The 15,845-nt window shown below is 65.4% G+C and carries 20 protein-coding genes; 6 read left to right on the top strand and 14 right to left on the bottom strand.

Going from position 1 to position 15,845, the window contains the following annotated elements:
• Positions 1-6: 6 nt before the first annotated feature.
• The 14 genes from ACP7BY_RS07325 to flgB form a co-directional block, all read right to left on the bottom strand.
• Positions 7-1,401, bottom strand: a complete 1,395-nt coding sequence (locus ACP7BY_RS07325) for a glycosyltransferase (RefSeq protein WP_249340894.1) — start codon at positions 1,399-1,401, stop codon at positions 7-9.
• Positions 1,398-2,306: a flagellar motor protein MotB gene (locus tag ACP7BY_RS07330; protein ID WP_033964841.1), complete on the bottom strand. Its 909-nt coding sequence runs from the start codon at positions 2,304-2,306 to the stop codon at positions 1,398-1,400. The genes ACP7BY_RS07325 and ACP7BY_RS07330 overlap by 4 nt, the downstream gene beginning before the upstream one ends.
• 52 nt (positions 2,307-2,358) lie before the next feature.
• Positions 2,359-3,222 (bottom strand): flagellar motor stator protein MotA, encoded by an 864-nt coding sequence (gene motA, locus ACP7BY_RS07335; protein WP_126846702.1) that lies wholly within the window; start codon positions 3,220-3,222, stop codon positions 2,359-2,361.
• Positions 3,223-3,350: 128 nt separating this feature from the next.
• Positions 3,351-4,271 carry a flagellar hook-associated protein FlgL gene (flgL, locus tag ACP7BY_RS07340; protein WP_137903162.1) on the bottom strand — a complete coding sequence of 307 codons (921 nt, stop codon included), beginning with the start codon at positions 4,269-4,271 and terminating at the stop codon, positions 3,351-3,353.
• Positions 4,272-4,279: 8 nt separating this feature from the next.
• Positions 4,280-5,626, bottom strand: coding sequence for a flagellar hook-associated protein FlgK (flgK, locus tag ACP7BY_RS07345; protein WP_033964842.1), 1,347 nt, complete (start codon positions 5,624-5,626; stop codon positions 4,280-4,282).
• Positions 5,623-5,967: a rod-binding protein gene (locus ACP7BY_RS07350; RefSeq protein WP_033964843.1), complete on the bottom strand. Its 345-nt coding sequence runs from the start codon at positions 5,965-5,967 to the stop codon at positions 5,623-5,625. Before ACP7BY_RS07350 ends, flgK begins: the two co-directional genes overlap by 4 nt.
• Positions 5,964-7,058 (bottom strand): flagellar basal body P-ring protein FlgI, encoded by a 1,095-nt coding sequence (locus ACP7BY_RS07355; protein ID WP_137903161.1) that lies wholly within the window; start codon positions 7,056-7,058, stop codon positions 5,964-5,966. The genes ACP7BY_RS07350 and ACP7BY_RS07355 overlap by 4 nt, the downstream gene beginning before the upstream one ends.
• A gap of 11 nt (positions 7,059-7,069) precedes the next feature.
• Entirely contained in the window at positions 7,070-7,753 is a 684-nt protein-coding gene (locus ACP7BY_RS07360; RefSeq protein WP_033964867.1) for a flagellar basal body L-ring protein FlgH, read from the bottom strand.
• 11 nt (positions 7,754-7,764) lie between these two features.
• Positions 7,765-8,553 carry a flagellar basal-body rod protein FlgG gene (flgG, locus tag ACP7BY_RS07365; protein WP_029622597.1) on the bottom strand — a complete coding sequence of 263 codons (789 nt, stop codon included), beginning with the start codon at positions 8,551-8,553 and terminating at the stop codon, positions 7,765-7,767.
• A 12-nt stretch (positions 8,554-8,565) separates the two neighbouring features.
• Positions 8,566-9,309: a flagellar basal-body rod protein FlgF gene (gene flgF, locus ACP7BY_RS07370; RefSeq protein ID WP_137903160.1), complete on the bottom strand. Its 744-nt coding sequence runs from the start codon at positions 9,307-9,309 to the stop codon at positions 8,566-8,568.
• Between the two features lie 23 nt (positions 9,310-9,332).
• Entirely contained in the window at positions 9,333-10,580 is a 1,248-nt protein-coding gene (locus ACP7BY_RS07375) for a flagellar hook protein FlgE (protein WP_033964845.1), read from the bottom strand.
• A 33-nt stretch (positions 10,581-10,613) separates the two neighbouring features.
• Entirely contained in the window at positions 10,614-11,300 is a 687-nt protein-coding gene (locus tag ACP7BY_RS07380) for a flagellar hook assembly protein FlgD (RefSeq protein ID WP_137903159.1), read from the bottom strand.
• A gap of 3 nt (positions 11,301-11,303) precedes the next feature.
• Positions 11,304-11,714, bottom strand: a complete 411-nt coding sequence (gene flgC / locus ACP7BY_RS07385) for a flagellar basal body rod protein FlgC (RefSeq protein ID WP_010405294.1) — start codon at positions 11,712-11,714, stop codon at positions 11,304-11,306.
• A gap of 2 nt (positions 11,715-11,716) precedes the next feature.
• Complete coding sequence (flgB, locus tag ACP7BY_RS07390) at positions 11,717-12,073, bottom strand: flagellar basal body rod protein FlgB (protein ID WP_010405293.1); 357 nt, start codon at positions 12,071-12,073, stop codon at positions 11,717-11,719.
• 235 nt (positions 12,074-12,308) lie between these two features.
• On the opposite strand from flgB, the gene ACP7BY_RS07395 reads away from it, so the two are divergent.
• From ACP7BY_RS07395 to ACP7BY_RS07420, 6 genes are all read left to right on the top strand, one after another.
• Positions 12,309-12,962, top strand: a complete 654-nt coding sequence (locus ACP7BY_RS07395; RefSeq protein ID WP_033964847.1) for a motility protein A — start codon at positions 12,309-12,311, stop codon at positions 12,960-12,962.
• On the top strand, positions 12,959-13,510 hold the full coding sequence (locus ACP7BY_RS07400) for a flagellar motor protein MotB (RefSeq protein ID WP_249340893.1): 552 nt from the start codon (positions 12,959-12,961) through the stop codon (positions 13,508-13,510). Before ACP7BY_RS07395 ends, ACP7BY_RS07400 begins: the two co-directional genes overlap by 4 nt.
• Before the next feature lie 48 nt (positions 13,511-13,558).
• Positions 13,559-14,098 carry a flagella basal body P-ring formation protein FlgA gene (locus tag ACP7BY_RS07405; protein WP_171010591.1) on the top strand — a complete coding sequence of 180 codons (540 nt, stop codon included), beginning with the start codon at positions 13,559-13,561 and terminating at the stop codon, positions 14,096-14,098.
• A gap of 99 nt (positions 14,099-14,197) precedes the next feature.
• Positions 14,198-14,485, top strand: coding sequence for a flagellar biosynthesis anti-sigma factor FlgM (locus ACP7BY_RS07410; protein ID WP_010405287.1), 288 nt, complete (start codon positions 14,198-14,200; stop codon positions 14,483-14,485).
• Positions 14,482-14,838, top strand: a complete 357-nt coding sequence (locus ACP7BY_RS07415) for a flagellar protein FlgN (RefSeq protein ID WP_010405286.1) — start codon at positions 14,482-14,484, stop codon at positions 14,836-14,838. The genes ACP7BY_RS07410 and ACP7BY_RS07415 overlap by 4 nt, the downstream gene beginning before the upstream one ends.
• A gap of 99 nt (positions 14,839-14,937) precedes the next feature.
• Complete coding sequence (locus ACP7BY_RS07420) at positions 14,938-15,843, top strand: flagellar biosynthesis protein FlgJ (protein ID WP_081988709.1); 906 nt, start codon at positions 14,938-14,940, stop codon at positions 15,841-15,843.
• Positions 15,844-15,845 lie beyond the last annotated feature (2 nt).

Raw genomic sequence — 15,845 nt, forward strand, 5'->3', positions numbered from 1 at the left:
CTTAAGCTAGGGCTTCACGTCCAGCTTCTCAACCGTTCTGGCGGCGAACGAGCAACACAAGGCCAGCAGCAGGAAGGGCGTGGCGAAGTCGCGGTGGCGTTCGCCGAATTCGAACCAAACGCCAAACAGCACGCATTGCAACCCGCACGCCGCGATCAGCAGAACTAGCGTGAAGGGAATGCGCGCCAGCCGAAGCGCGGCGATGGCGAGCATCGCCAGATGCGCTCCCTGCGCCAGCGGCCATAGCGCCGCCGCGAGCACGCGCGGAAAGGGCGGCCCCATTGCGAGGAGGCGATTGATACCAAATTCGGCAATACCGCAGGCCCGCAGCAACTTGGTCACGGTCAGCCGGAGAAAGGCAGCCGGATGCGCTTCGATCCAGCCGAGCGCGATGGCACCGATCCGTTTGCCATAAGCGAGCTCGGGGATGCCTTTGAGAGTGGCGGGCGGGGGCTCCCAATTGCCGGTGGCGTCGGGGTTGTTGCCGATCCACAGGCTGGCACCGCTGGCGGTGGTCAGCGGTACGAAGGCATGGAAGACGATCCAGTTGCGAACCCACCACGGCAGCAGCACCGCCCCGGCAACGAGCGCGCCGCGCAGCCCCGCCGCGAGCATGGGCCACAGCCCGCTCCGGCGCACCAGCACCAAGCCGAACAGCGCGGCGAGCGGGGCTTCGCCCGGCTGGGTCAAAGCGAGCAGCCCGGCCGGCAGCCCCAGCGCGAGCGCGCCGCGCCAGCCGGGTCGACGGTCGATCCAGGCCAGTGCCAGCGCCAGGATCAGCAGCCCGCACAGCCCCTCCTTTTGTGCGAGCGGTGCCGAAAACAGCACGGACGGCCACATCAGATAAAGCCACGCTGCGCGTCGTCCCGCGACTGCGCGGCCGAGGCGGCGGCCCAATAAGACGATCAACCACGCCGCAGTGCCATCGATCAGTGTTCCGAGCGCCAGCACCGACGGCGTGGTAAATCCGGCAAGCGCGCCCCAGCCCGCCAGAAGGAGCGGATAGAGTGGCGGGAACAGCGCGCGCCAGGCACTGCCGAAATATGGCTCGTGGATGACCAGGCCCTGGCCCGCAAGCAGACCCTTGGCCAAATTGAGGTAGCTATTGGGGTCGCCCGTCGAGGTTCGCCCCACCGCGAACAGCGCGAAAGCGACGCGCACCACGATCAGGACGGTCGCCAATGCCGCGACCGGCAGCGGCGCGGGCGGATCGCGCAACAGGCGAAAGCCGAATCCTGCCAGGGCGATCCAGCCCAAGGCCACCACGATACTGGCGAGCGAAACGCCCCAGCGGCCGTCGAAATCGGGCAGCGCGGTCAACCCATAGAGAAGAAACACGCCGAGCGCGGCCTGCACGCCCCATTTGACGAGATTCTGGATCGGGTTTGGTCCGACGGTCACTGACCGAAGCTGGTCGCGCGGTACAGCAAGGTAATCGCGACTCGGCGATTGCGCGGATCGGTGGGGTTGCCCTTGATGATCGGTTCGCGGTCGGCGACGCCTTCGATGCGATTGAAGCGCGTTTCGCCAATGCCGCCTGCGGCCAGCCGACGCCGCGTTGCCTCGGCGCGCGCGCTCGACAGCATCCAGTTGTTCATCGCCAGCGGGTCGCCATAGCCCAGGCTGTCGGTATGGCCGCGGATCATGATCGGGTTCTCGGTGTCCTTGATCGTTTGGGCGACAAGGCCGATCAGCGCCGAGGCGCGCGGTTCAAGCTGGGTCGTGCCCAGGTCGAACATCGAATAGTCGGCATCGTCGAGCAGATCGATCCGCAAGCCGTCGCGCGTCTGGACGAAGCGGACATGGTTGGACAGCTTGGCGAGATTGGGCGTTGCCGCCATTGCGCGCGCCATCTGGCGCTTCATCGTCTCGAAATTCTTGCGATCCTCGGCGGATAGCGCTGCGCGATCCTTGAGCGTGCCCTTTTGCCCGGTGCCGACCTGTGCGCCGCCGACGGCGTCGGCCGGCACCGTCATCGAGCGCGTGCCGGTCTGCGATGCCTTATGCTGGTAATTGTCCTGGTCGGTGATCGAAGATCCGCCGAACAGGCCCATCGAGCCCGCGCTGTTTTCCTTCAGTTGCACCAGAGTGGGCGAGAAATAGTCGGCGAGCGCCTTGCGCTGCTTTTCGTTGGTTGCACCCAGCAGCCACATCAGCAGGAAGAACGCCATCATCGCGGTGACGAAATCGGCATAAGCGACCTTCCACGCGCCGCCGTGATGGCCGCCATGCCCTTCGATATAGACCTTCTTGTAGATGATCTTGGGCGGCAGGTTGGTGCCGTGCGGCGCGCGCGCGGTGGCCATTAGCGGACACCGGCCAAAGAATTTTCACGCGAAGGCGTGGACCAGACCACGCTTACCGCCCCCGCAGACCGTCGAACACCTCGGCGAAGCCGGGTTGGTTCGAGTGCGCGATGCCCGAGCGGGCGGCTTCGATGACGAGCGGCTGCGGGTGGCCGTGGAGCGAGGCGATGATGATCTGCTTGACGACGTGATAGATCGCGGCGTCGGCCTCGATGACCTGCTTCAGCCGGTTGGCGAGCGGGGCGACGATGCCGTACGCCAGCAGCACGCCCATGAAGGTGCCGACCAGCGCCGACCCGATCATCGCGCCCAGGATCGCGGGCGGCTTGTCGATCGAGCCCATCGTCTTGACCACGCCGAGCACCGCCGCGACGATGCCGAGTGCGGGCAGCGCATCCGCCAGCGTCGCGATGGTCCCTTGCGGGCCTTCGACTTCGTGGTGATGCGTCTTGATCATATTGTCCATCACGTCCTCGACCGCATGGACGTCGAGCGTGCCCGACGACACCACCACCAGCCGCAATGTGTCGGCGATCAGGTTGACCAGCGTGTGGTCGGCGAGCAGGCGCGGATATTCGGCGAAGACGGCGGAGGATTGCGGATCCTCGACATGCGGTTCGAGTGCGATCGGCCCTTCGGTACGCAGCATCTTCATCAGCTTCGACACCAGGAAGATGACGTCGAGATAATCCTGCTTCTTATATTTTGGGCCCTTGAACACCTTCATCAGGCCGCCGCCCAGCGCCTTCAGCTCCTTCATCGAATTGCCGATGATCAGCGCGCCGACCGCAGCACCGCCAATGATCAGCATTTCGTGGGGAATCGCTTCCATCACCGGGCCGAGCGCCCCGCCGGTGATCGCGAAGCCGCCGAAGATCATCACGAGAAGGACGACAAGGCCGATGACGGGAAACATGAGTCGCGGGGTGCCCCTTTTTGGCCCGCCCTACAGAAGGCGTGCGGTATTTCTGAGGGTTAGCGCGGATACGTCGCCAATCGGTTAACCACGCAGGGTATTTTTGTTCGGGCGCGCTGTGCGCGCGGTCATTTCAGATAGTCGAACAGAGAAAGCTGGCCGAGCTTGGTGAAGCTCGCCTGCGTTGCCTGCAGGATCGTCATCGTCTTTTGCAGATCGACGATCGCTGTGGAAATATCGGTATCCTCAAGCGCGGTGCGGTCCACTTCGCGCGCGCCCGCGGCGTCGGTCGCCTGGGACGAGACGATATCGAGGCGGGCGGCGCGCGCACCGACCGAACCCTGCACGTCCGATACCTGGTTGAGCGCCGACTGGATCGCGGTGGCGGCGGTGCCCGATGCGGCAGTGGCGGTTGCCGTGCCACCGGCGTTGAGCGCCGAAATGTAGGTCGACAACACCGCGAAAATATCGGTGGTGCCGCCCTTGCCGTCGGAGATCCCGCCAAACACGCGCTGCGCGCTGTCGGTCGCGCGGACGTCGGTGCCGTCGCCAACGGGAATCGCGGGGACTTCACCGGTTCCGTCGAACGTGACGGTCCCGTCGGCGGCCTGCGTGACCGCGCCCTTGCCCGTCGCCGCCGCGAACAGCGGCTGGCCGCGCGCATCGGTCGTTCCCGCCAAGTTCACCAGATCGTCGCGGATGCTTTGCAGCTCGGTCGCGATCGCCTTGCGATTGGCGTCGTTCAGCGTGCCGTTGGCGGCCTGGGTGGTCAGTTCGGCGGCACGCTGGAGCTGCGAGGTGACGGCGGTGAGCGTCGTGTCGGATTGCTGCAGCAACGATTTTGCGAGGCTGATATTGCTGGCATAAGCGGTGTTGTCGGCATTGGCCTGTTTGATCGCGCTGAGGCGATTATAGGCGACCACGTCCTGCGAGGGCGCGGTGATCTTCTTGCCCGTCGCGATCTGGGTGTTGAGCGTGTCCGCCTGCGCCGACAGCTTGCCGAGCTGCGATGCGCCGGTGGCGTAGAATTGGCTGGTCCCGATTTGCATGGCGGCCTCTAGTGGATATCGAGAATCGACTGCAGCGTGTCGCGCGCGACCTGGATCACCCGGCTCGATGCTTGATAGGCCTGCTGAAAGCGCAGCAGGTCGACTGCTTCGCTGTCGAGATTGACACCCGACACGGCATCGCGCGCGGCGACCGCATTGTCGCGAATGGCACTTTGCGCATCGGCGACTTGCTTGCGATTGGCCAGCGTCGATGCGTTGCTGGAAATCAACGCGGTCGTGTTGGCTTCGAACGCGCCGCTCGTGCGCAGCGTATCGAGATTGGCGAGATTGCTGTTATCGCGCACGCCCTTACCCGCCCCAGCGGCGGCGACACCGCGCGGATCGGTCAGCGACAGCGAAATGTCGGTCGGCGTGGTGCCGACCGAGAACAACGCAGCCCCGCTTTTGCCGTCGAGGTCGTTGCCCTGCGCCTGCACGGCGTTGACGCCATCGGTAAAGGCGGTGGCGATGGTGTTGAGCTTGGTGCGCGCGTCCGCGATGCGGGCCGCGCCATCGATGACACCGGCGAGCGCGCCGCCATTGGGCGTGACGGTCGAAACCGCTTGCTGCGTATGGAGCGCAAAGGACACCGTGCCATCGGTGCCGCGCGCGAACGTGACGTTGGCGGCCTGATTGGCTTCGACGAAGGTCGGCCCACCGGCATTGCCGAGTTTGACCGTTGCGCGCCCGACCGAATCGGTTGTCACCGTGATATCGGAGATGGCGCTGATCTGATCCAGGATGGCATCGCGCTGATCGGCCAATTGGGCGGCACCGTTCGACCCCGGCGTGACGCGGCCGAGCCCCTCATTCACCTTGGCGAGCGACGCGCCCAGCGTGTTGAGCGTGGCAACGGCATTGTCGGCCGTGGCATCCACATCGGCATCGAGATTGTTGAGCGCCTTGCCGGTTGCGGTGAAGCTGTTGGCGACCGAGCTGGCCTGTTCGAGCAGCGCGCTGCGCGGTGTGGTCGAGGTCGGGTCGGCGGCGACGGCCTTGGCGGCATTGAAGAACCCGGTCAGGCGGTCGCCCAATTGGTTGCCGGTGAGCGCGGTTTCGATCCGGTCGAGCCAGGCAATGCCGGTTTCGCTCCGCGCGAGGTCCGCGCTTGCATTGCGCACATCGGCCGCGCGCAGCGAATCCGCCGCGCGCGTGACCCCGGCGACCGAAACGCCCTGCCCGGTGGTCGTCGCATTGTTGGCGGTCAGGCTGTTGGCCGGGGCGATCTCGCGCAAATCGGTCGTGCGCTTGGCATAGCCGGGCGTACTCGCGTTGGAGATGTTCTCGGAGACGGTGGTCAGCGCGGTCTGATACGCGCGCACGCCACTCGCACCGATGCCGAGCAGATCACTCACGGCTGATCACCCGGGGGATCGGCCTGCAATCCCTTTTGCGATTTCGCGAGGAAATCGGTCATCGCCTTGCCGATGCCGAGCGGCGCATGCTCGGCCATGCTCTGCGCGAGTTGCGTGCTTTGCATGTCCTTGAAGGTGTCCATGCCCTTCGATCCGAACAGCGTGTCCTCGGCGAGATGCGTCGAATGCATCGCCTTTACCATCATGTTGGTGAAGACGGCTTCGAACTTCTTGCCTGCGGCTTCCAGATTGGCGCGGCTTTGCAGGCGGCTGGTGTCGACTCCGACGCCAGCCGAAATGGCGGGTGCCGCGACCGGCGTGATGGCAGGAATCTCGCTCACAAGATGATCAGCTCCGCCTTGAGCGCACCGGCTTCCTTCAACGCTTCCAGGATCGCGACCAGATCGGCGGGCGACGCCCCGATCGCATTGACCGCCTTGACCACGTCGGAGAGCTTGGGGCCGGGCTCGATCAGGAACATCGGGTGCTTTTCCTCATCGACCGCAACTGCGGACTTCTGTTCCTTGGTGGTCTGGCCCTGGCTGAACGGGGCGGGCTGGCTCGCCTTTTCGGTTTCGTCGATGCGGACGGTCAGCTTGCCATGGGTGACGGCGGCGCTGCCGACGCGCACGGTGGAGTTGATCACAACCGTGCCGGTGCGCGCATTGACGATCACCTTGGCCGAGGGTTCAGCCGAGACAACGTCGAGATTTTCGATCTCGCTCATCAGCGTCGCCCGCACATCGCCACCGATCGGCGCGCGTACCGATACCGACACAGCATCGACCGCTTGCGCGCTGCCCGCCCCTAACCGCGAATTGATCGCGGCGGCGACATTCTGCGCGGTGGTGAAATCGGCGCGGGTGAGGTTGTAGGTCAGCACCGGCGTGGTTTCGAACCCCGTCTGCACTGTACGCTCGACCGTCGCGCCTTCGGGAATGCGGCCGGCCGAGGGGATGTTGACGACGATTTGCGATCCGTCCTTGCCCTCAGCGCCCAGGCCGCCGACCGCCAGGTTGCCCTGCGCCATCGCATAGATCTGGCCATCGGCACCGAGCAGCGGCGTCAGGATCAGAGCGCCGCCGCGCAGCGACTTGGCCTTGCCCATCGAGGCGACGGTGATGTCGAGCTTCTGGCCCGGCTTGGCGAAGGGGGGCAAATCGGCGGTGATCAGCACTACGGCGGCGTTCTTCAGGCCGGGGTTGACGTTCGAGGGGAGTTGCAGGCCGAAGCGCGAGGCGACCGCCTTCATCGACTGGATGGTATATTCGAGATTGTCGTCGCCCGTGCCGGGCAGCCCCACGACGATGCCATAACCCGTCAGCTGGTTCGACCGGATGCCCTGGAAGCCGCCGAGATCCTTGATCCGGTCGGCATAAGCGGGCGTCGCCACGGTCAGCGCGACGAGCAAGGCGATCAGGAAGCGACGCATCCGGGCAATCCTCAGAAGGGGCTAACGACGGAGAAGAACCGGCTGAGCCAGCCCTGGCGGCTGGCACGTGCGACATCGCCCTTGCCGGTATAGGCGATCTGCGCATCGGCCACGCGCGTGGACAAAACGCGGTTGTCGGCGTCGATGTCGGCGACGCGGATCAGGCCCTTGATCTGCACGAATTCATCGCCGCGATTGAGCGTGACGCGCTTTTGGCCCTGGACCAGCATCGTGCCGTTGGGGAAAACCTGGCTGACGGTGACGCTGACTTCGCCCGACAGCGTGTTCGACTGGTCGGTCGCGCCCTGGCCGGTGAAGCTGCGCGTGCCGCTTGCGCTCGCGTCGGTGCCCTTGAACAGCGACAGGGCACCGGTGGTCGGCGGCGTGATGCCGAGGCCGCCGCTCGAATCGAGTTTGGAACTCGCCGATTTGGAGGCGGCGGTGCGCTCGACCAGCACGATCGTCAGCGGATCGCCGACGCGGCGGGCGCGCGTGCCTTCGTACAATGCGGCATAGCCTTGCGAGACCTGGAAGATCGACCCGGTCGCGGCCGGTGGGGCGGCGGGCGGCGGCGGCGGGAAGGCCGCCGAGAAATCGACCGGCGGCTTCTTCTTGCCGAACAGATTCGCGTTGGCGGCGCTGGGGGCCAGCAGGGCGGCGACGATCAGGCCGATTCGGAGGGCGGATGGTTTCATCGGATTAACCATCAGATATTTTGGTTAACATATTTGAGCATTTCGTCGGTGGCCGAGATCATTTTTGAATTGACCTCATAGGCGCGCTGCGTCTCGATCATGTCGACCAGCTCCTCCACGACGTTGACGTTGGAGCCTTCGAGCTGCCCCTGGCGGATGTTGCCGCGCCCATCCTGCCCGGCCACGCCGAGATTGGCGGCACCACTGGCCGAGGTTTCGACCAGGTAATTGTCGCCCTTGTTGAGCAGCCCCCCCGCATTGGGGAAGCTGGCCACCTGGATCTGGCCGAGCTGGGTCGAGCCGGTCTGCCCCGACACGATCGCCGAGACGGTGCCATCGGTGCCGATGGTGATGCCGCTGGCATTTTCGGGGATGGTGATGCCGGGCTGCACTTGATAGCCCTCGCTGGTGACGAGCAGGCCTTCGGGCGAACGCGAGAAATTGCCGGCGCGGGTGTAGCCGAGCGTGCCGCCGGGCATCTGCACCTGGAAATAGCCGTCGCCGTCGAGCGCGAGATCGAGGCTGCCATTGGTCTGCTGAAACGACCCTTGCGTGTCGATCCGCGCGGTTCCCTGCACCCGCACGCCGGTGCCGAGGTTCAGGCCGGTGGCATATTTGGATTCGGCGGTGCTCGGTGCGCCCGGCGCGGTAACGGTCTGGTACGCCAGCGTCTCGAACGCCGCGCGATCCTTCTTGTACGCGGTCGTGTTGACGTTCGCGAGGTTGTTCGAGATGACGCGCATGCGCATGTCCTGGGCATCGATCCCAGTCCGCGCGATTTGCATGGCTGCACTACCCATGGTCTATTCCCTTCAAGACGGCAGCCGCATCACAGATGCGGCGCTTTCATCCATGTCCTTGGCCGATTTCATCAAATTGGCCTGGACTTCGTAGCTGCGCTGATTCTCGATCATATCGACCAGCGCTTGCGTCATGTTGACGTTGGACCCCTCGAGCGCACCGGTCTCGAGCTTGGCGTCAAGGTCGCTCGGCAGCACGCCGCCACCCTTGACGTGCAGCAAATTGTCGGTGCCCTTCACCGTCTCCGACCCCTTCGGGCTGGCGAGCTTCAGCGTGTCGATCACTTGCGGGTTGCGGGCGTCGCCGCCCAGCGGGACGATCGACAGCTTGCCGTCCTCGGAGATCGAAATGCTCTGCGCGGGCGGGACGGTGATCGGGCCCCCCGACCCGATCACCGGGAACCCGTCGCCGGTCTGCAGCACGCCCGAAGGCGCGACCTGCAAATCGCCGCGGCGGGTATAGGCTTCGCTCCCGTCGGTCGCTTGCACCGCGAGCCAGCTTTCGCCGGTGATCGCAATGTCGAGCGACCGCCCGGTCTGCTGGATCGCGCCGGGCTTGCGATCGGCGTCGACCACTTCGGCCGAGGCCGGGGTGCGGGTGTCGAAATCGGAGCCTTGCAGCGACAGCCGGTCGAACACGACGCGATCGGCGCGAAAGCCGGTCGTGGACGCGTTCGCCATATTGTTGGCGATCGCCGCCTGCGACGCGAGATGCGCCTTGAGGCCCGAGGCCGCCGTATAGACCAGCTTGTCCATGCTATGCTCCGATTAGGCTCCTGTCAGGCGCGCAGGTTGACGATCGTCTGCGTGATCTGGTTGCTGGTATCGAGCGCCTTGGAGTTCGCCTGGAAATTGCGCTGCGCCGCGATCAGGGCGACCAGTTCCTCGGTGATATCGACGTTCGACCCTTCGAGCGTGCCCGAGAGCAGCGAGCCGAACCCGTTTTCCTTCGCCGAGCCAAGCGACGCCTGGCCGGACACACCGCTGGCCGACCAATAGCTGTCGCCATCCTGGCGCAGGCCGGCGGGGTTGGAGAAGTTGGCGAGCGCAACCTTGCCGAGCGCGGTGGTATCGCCATTGGAATAGGTCGCGGTGACCATGCCCTCGGAATTGACGGTAACGCCGGACAGATCGCCGACCGACGAACCGTCGGAGCTGCGCGCATTGACCGAGAAAGCGGTGGAATTCTGGGTCGATCCGGAGAGATCGAACTTCAGCGTTTGCGAAACGCCGCCCGTGGTCGGCGTGAAAGCATCATAGGACACCGGCGTGGTCGGCGCGGTGATCTTGCCGCTTGCGTCGAAGGTGACCGGGGTGCCGGTCGTCGAGCCGCCAACACTGAGTTCCTTGTCGCCGACAAAGCTGTGGACGGTCCACGCGTCGGTGCCGGTGTGGACATAGTAATTGGTCAACGTGCTCGCTTTGCCCGACGAGTCATAGATCGTCGACGTCGTCGAACTGTTGTAGCTGGACGCGTTGGCCGGATCGAAGGTGGTCGTCGGGACCGAGGCGGCCGCGTAGAGGTTGACCTTCAGCGCGACATTGCCGGTCGGTGCCGGGGTTCCGCTCGTTTGCGGCAGGTTGATCGGCACCAGGCCATCGGCACCACTCGCCGTCACGTTACCCTTGGCATCGACGGGATAGCCGAGCAGCGTTGACCCTTGCGCGTCGACGATGTTGTGCGTGGTCGGATCGATCTGGAAGGCACCGTTGCGGGTATAAGCGGTGCTGGTGTTGAGGCCGCTGGTCTTCACCGCGAAGAAGCCGTCGCCGGCGACGGTGAGATCGAGTGCGGCACCCGTGGTCTTGAGGTTGCCTTCGGTGAACTGCTGCTTGTTGGCCTTCACCACCACGCCCGATCCGACGATCTTGGTCGGATCCGTCGAGATGCTCGATGCGATCACGTCGGCGAAATCGGTGCGGCTCTTCTTGAAGCCGTTGGTCGAAACGTTGGCGAGGTTGTGCGAAACGGCCGAGAGTTCGGTCTGGGCCGCCTGCAGGCCGCTGAGCGAGGTGTAGAAAGACATTGCGGTGCTCCTTGGACGATGGGGGTGAGGGGATCAGCCGACCTGGCGGACGGCGGTGATGGGGACTTGCCCGACGCCGGGCACGGTGAGGACAGGGGTGCCTGAGCTGGGCATTGAGACCGCCGCGACGGGGGCCCAGACGAGGTTGCGACTGGTAACGCTGGTGCCGTTCGCGGCAGCGGCGACCGAAACGGTGAACGGGCCGGTGCCGGCGTCGGCACCGCTCTCGGTCTTGCCATCCCAGTCATAGGACACGGTGCCGGCCTTTTGCGCGCCGAGCGACAGCGTCTTGAGCGTCTGGCCATTGGCATCCCGGATCGAGACGGTCACATTGGTCGCGTCGGCATCGAGCTCCGCCGCGCCGGCCAGGCCGCCCGAGGTGCGGCCATAAGCGGTTGATCCTTCGGTCAGCACGGTCTTCCCGACATAGGACAGTGCGTCGCTGGCCGAGGTCGAGCCGAGCTTGTCCTGAATGGCCTTCAGCGTGGTGTTGATGTCGCTGATGCCCGACGTGCTGGTGATCTGCGCGAGCTGGGCGACCATCTGATTGTTATCGACCGGCGCGAAGGGGTCCTGATTCTGCAGCTGCGCGGTCATCAGCTTGAGGAAGTCCGATGTGCCAAGCGACTGCGAGCTCTTGGCCACTGCCGAACTCGTCGTGTTGGCAGTGGTGGAATTTATGCCGAGGCTGCTCAGCGTGGAATCGAAGGTCGAAGCCATGGTTTACCGTCCCATCTTGAGGGTATCGAGGATCAGCGATTTCGCGGTCTGCATGACCTCGACATTGTTTTGGTAGCTGCGCGCGGTCTCCATCATGTCGACCAGCTCGCGCGTTTCATCGACCGCCGATTCCCACACATTGCCGTCTTTGTCGGCGAGCGGATGCGACGGATCGTAGCGCTTGTTTGGGGTTTCGCCGGCCTGGACGATGCTTTCGACATTGACGGTGGCGAGCCCGGTCGCCTTGTCGAACTGGGTGCGGAACACCGGCTTGATCGTGCGATAGGCGGTGTCGGCACTGGTCGCGACGGACCCGGCATTGGCGAGGTTCGACGCGGTCGTGTTCATCCGCACGAGCTGCGCCGACATGGCGCGCCCGGCGACCTGGAAAATGGTGAGCGGCTGATCGGCCATGCTTATTCGCCTTTCAACGCGCGGGTGATTTGCCCGATGCGCCCGTTGAGGAAGGACAATGTCGTCTGATAGGCGACGGCGTTTTCGGCAAAGGCGGTCTGTTCGGTCGACAGTTCGACGGTGTTGCCATCAAGCGACGGCTGCGACGGCACGCGATATTGCAGCGCGCCCTTGATGCTGACGTCGCCACCCGTGTTCGTCGCATTTTCCACAGCCGCAAGCGCGGTGTGGAAATCCACGTCCTGCGCTTTGAAGCCCGGCGTGGAGGCGTTCGCGATGTTCGAGGCGAGCACACCCATGCGCTGCGAGCGCACTTCGAGTGCGGCACCATGAACTCCGAAAAGGCCTTCGTTGGGCATCGCCCGTCTCCTGCGCCGGATTGCGCAACGGGGTATCAGCAAAGGCCGTGCCAAATGGGCTGGAGCGGCAGAAAAGGGCCTGCGGTACGCGTGACCGGCAAGGGCTTGCCGCCCGGCGGCAACGCGGTTGCCGGTTTTGCCTCCGGTGCGGGCGAAGACGGCGTGGATGGTTCGCATCGCTCGGCGTGTCGTCAATCCGGGGCAATCTGGCCCGCGCCTTGCAGTGTCGAGGCGGATGATAGCCTTGCTCGCCCCGTTCCTTGATCCCATCGCCTTCGCGATCGTAGGCGGCGGCACGCTTGCCGCGATGATCCTGCGTACCCCCGCGCGCGATCTGGCGAATGGCGTTGCGGCCATGCGGACCTTGGGGCGGCGGCATTTTGTTGCGGACGGGCTGCTCGACCAGATTGTCGCCTTTGGCCGGATCGCTCGCCGCCACGGCGTCATGGCGCTCGATCGTTCGGTCATCGCCGATACCGATGTCGCCGCCGCGGTCGCGCTGATCGTCGATGGCGGCGCACCGGACGACGTGGCGGATATGCTCCGCCAGCGCCGCCGCGCGCGGAGCGAACGGGCCGTGGCGGCAGCCGAGCTGTGGGCCGGGGCGGCCGATACCGCCCCTGCGATGGGCATGATCGGCACGCTCATCGGCTTGGTCGGCATGTTCGTTAAAATGCGGGATCCCAGTGCGATCGGGGCGGCGATGGCGGTCGCTTTGCTCGCCACGCTCTATGGCGCGCTGCTGGCCAATCTGGTCTTTGCGCCGATTGCGGCACGCTTGCGCCGCCACGCGCGGGATGAGGCGGTGGAGCGTTTGCGGCTCGACGCCCCGTTAATTGCGCTCGCAGCCCGCGAGGCCCCGCGCGCGGTGATGGCGGAGGTGGCATGATGTCGCCCGCCCTTGACGATGATCTTCCCGACCTCACGCCCTCACGACCGATCTGGTTGATGACACTCGCCGATCTCGCGCTGCTGCTGGTCGGATTTTTCGTATTGTTGCAGGCAAGCCAGCAGCTGGACCGTGCAGCGCTCGCGCGCGGGCTGCGCGCTGGCTTTGGCGTGCGGGATGCGGTTGCTCCGTCGTCCGTCCCGACGCCCGAGCCGATGGCGGTGTCGGCGGGGGCGATACGTGGTTTTGCGCCGGGCTCGGCAGTGCTGCCGACGGCCCCTGACGCGTTGATCGGCTGGGCCCGCGAAGCGACCCGCGACCGCCGGGTGCTGTTGCGCGTTGCCGGGGCGGTCGATGGCTCGCCTGCCGATGTTGACCCGGTCACTGGCAGCGGTGCCGTGCTGGCCGCTGACCGCGCGCGGGCGGTGGCAAGCGCGCTGCTGTTGGCGCACGCGGTTCCGGCTAACCGTATCACCATCGTCGCTGCCGCCCGCCCGGGCCAGCGCAGCGTGACCGTTTCCACCGGCTATGCGGGAGGGCGGCAATGATGTGCCGCCCGGCAACCGCGCTTTGCCGCTTTTGCAGAGGATAATGCGATGTTGCGTCATCTCCCCTTGGTGTTGATCGCCGTGGTCAGCCCGGCGGCTGCGGCACCAGCCTTTCAGGATACCGCCACGCTCGACCGCGCGGTTGCCGCCTTTGCCGGCAAGGCGATCGGCGAGGAAGGGGGCGCGCGGACCCCGGTCGACAGCCGCCTGAAGCTGGCGGCCTGCCCGATGGTTTCGATGGCGTGGCGGTCGGAGACGCATGACGCGGTGGTGGTCACGTGCACTGGGCCGCAATGGCGGTTGTTCGTGCCGATCCGCACCCCGGCCGTGGTGCCCAAGGGAGCGGCTCCGCTGGTCATCACGCCATCGGAAGCGACCCCGCTGCGGCCGGTCTATGTTATCAAGCGCGGCGACCCGGTGACGATCAGCGCCGGATCGCCGGGCTTTTCGATCACCCGGGAAGGGATTGCAGCGGGCGATGCGGTCGCCGGAGGGCGCTTTCTGGTCAAGATCGACAGCGCGCGCGCGCCGATCCAGGCGGTCGCGATCGCCAATGGCCGCGCTACACTGCCCGGTTGGACCGAATGAGTCGGCACCGTATCTGCCGATGGATAGAATAATTTCTTAAGGTCCGTCGCGATCGGTCGTTCTTCCATCATGTCAGCGGAAACCGCAAAGGTGCAGGCAATGGTGGAACCGATCGGAGCAAAGGCTGTCACGACCCAAGACCGTCTGGTCGTGCCGGTGGCAGCATCTGCGCAAACCGCAAAAGCGGCAGCGCAGCCGAGCGAGGCGGCGGCCAAGCAATTGGAACTGTCGGCGCTCGCTTTTGACTTTGGAAAGCAGGCCCCGGTCGAAAGCAAGCGGGTCGAACAGGTGCGCCAGGCCGTGCGCGACGGCAGCTATCCGCTCTTTCCCGAAACCATTGCCGATCGGATGCTCGCCCTGAAACTCTATTGGAGCCCGAAGAAATGACCTCTCCCGGTTCCTCGCGGCGGGATGCGCTGATCCGCGTCATCGAATCGCTCCATGCGGAGATTGCGGCGCTCAAGACCAATGACGTGCTCGCGCTTGAGGCGGCAACTCAGGAAAAGCTCGGCGCGATCGAAGCGATTGCGGCGTTCGGCACTGGACCCGCCAGCCCGGAATTGCGCGCGCTTGCCGATGAGGCGCATCGCCTGAACGAGACCTGCCGCATCTATGTCAACCTGATGGCGGCAAATGTTCGCCGCCGCCTGCAAACCTTGACCGGGTCTGCCGGTGTGGCGGTCGGCTCCGCCCCGGGGACGGTGTATCGCCCGGGCATGGGGATTGCGGCTTACGCCTGACCCGAGCGTGGCTTACGTCTAATTAAGGATAACTGGCACGGCTCTTGCTGGTGTTCGTCTGACTATTCGCTCGAATAGCCAGGACGCAGCCGGGGACCGATGCCTTTCAATCCACTCTCCCTTTTGAACGGTGCCGCCAGCGAGGTGAAAAGCCTCGGCGGCGGGGCGATTCGTACGGCGATCGCCAATGCCAGCCAGCGGACCGGGATCGATTTCAACTATCTGCTGGGCCAGGCGAAGCTGGAAAGCGGCCTGCGCGCCGATGCCAAAGCGGGGACGTCGAGCGCGACCGGCCTGTATCAATTCGTCGACCAAAGCTGGCTGCGCGTGGTCAAGGCGCACGGGGCCGAACATGGGCTTGGCTGGGCGGCCGATGCGATCAGCGTCACGTCGACCGGCCGCGCGACGGTTGCCGATCCCGCGACGCGCCGCGCGATCCTGGCGCTGCGCAACGATCCCGCCACGGCGTCGATGATGGCGGCCGAACATGCCAGCGATAACAAGAATGCGCTGGAAAGCGCGACCGGGCGGACGGCGACCGGCACCGATCTTTATATGGCCCACTTCCTGGGCCTTGGCGGCGCACGCTCGTTCCTGACCGCTTTGCAGACCTCCCCCGATAAAAGCGGCGCGTCGATGTTCCCCGCCGCCGCCCATGCCAATCGCAGCGTCTTCTTTGCCGCGAATGGCGAGCCACGCTCGCTTGCCGACATTTACAGCCGCTTCTCGGCCAAGCTCGACCAGAGTGCCGCCGGGGCCAGCGCGCCGGTTGCGGCGGTGTCAGGACTCGCGGCGACGCGGCTCGGGAGCTGGGGGGCGGATGTCATTCCCGGCAATGACGAAAGCTCGACCGCCGATGCGGCCGTGTGGGCGCAGTCGACGCTCGACCGGCTAAGCGGTGCGGCCGGCGGCAATGGCGCGCGCGTCGAAAGCGCCAGTTTGCTGCGTCCGACGCCTGCCAATGCCCGGCTGGCCTACATGATGCTCGCGCAGATGGGAGCGTAAGC

Source organism: Sphingomonas sp. PSPC2-2, from assembly GCF_049897725.1.
Lineage (GTDB): Bacteria > Pseudomonadota > Alphaproteobacteria > Sphingomonadales > Sphingomonadaceae > Sphingomonas.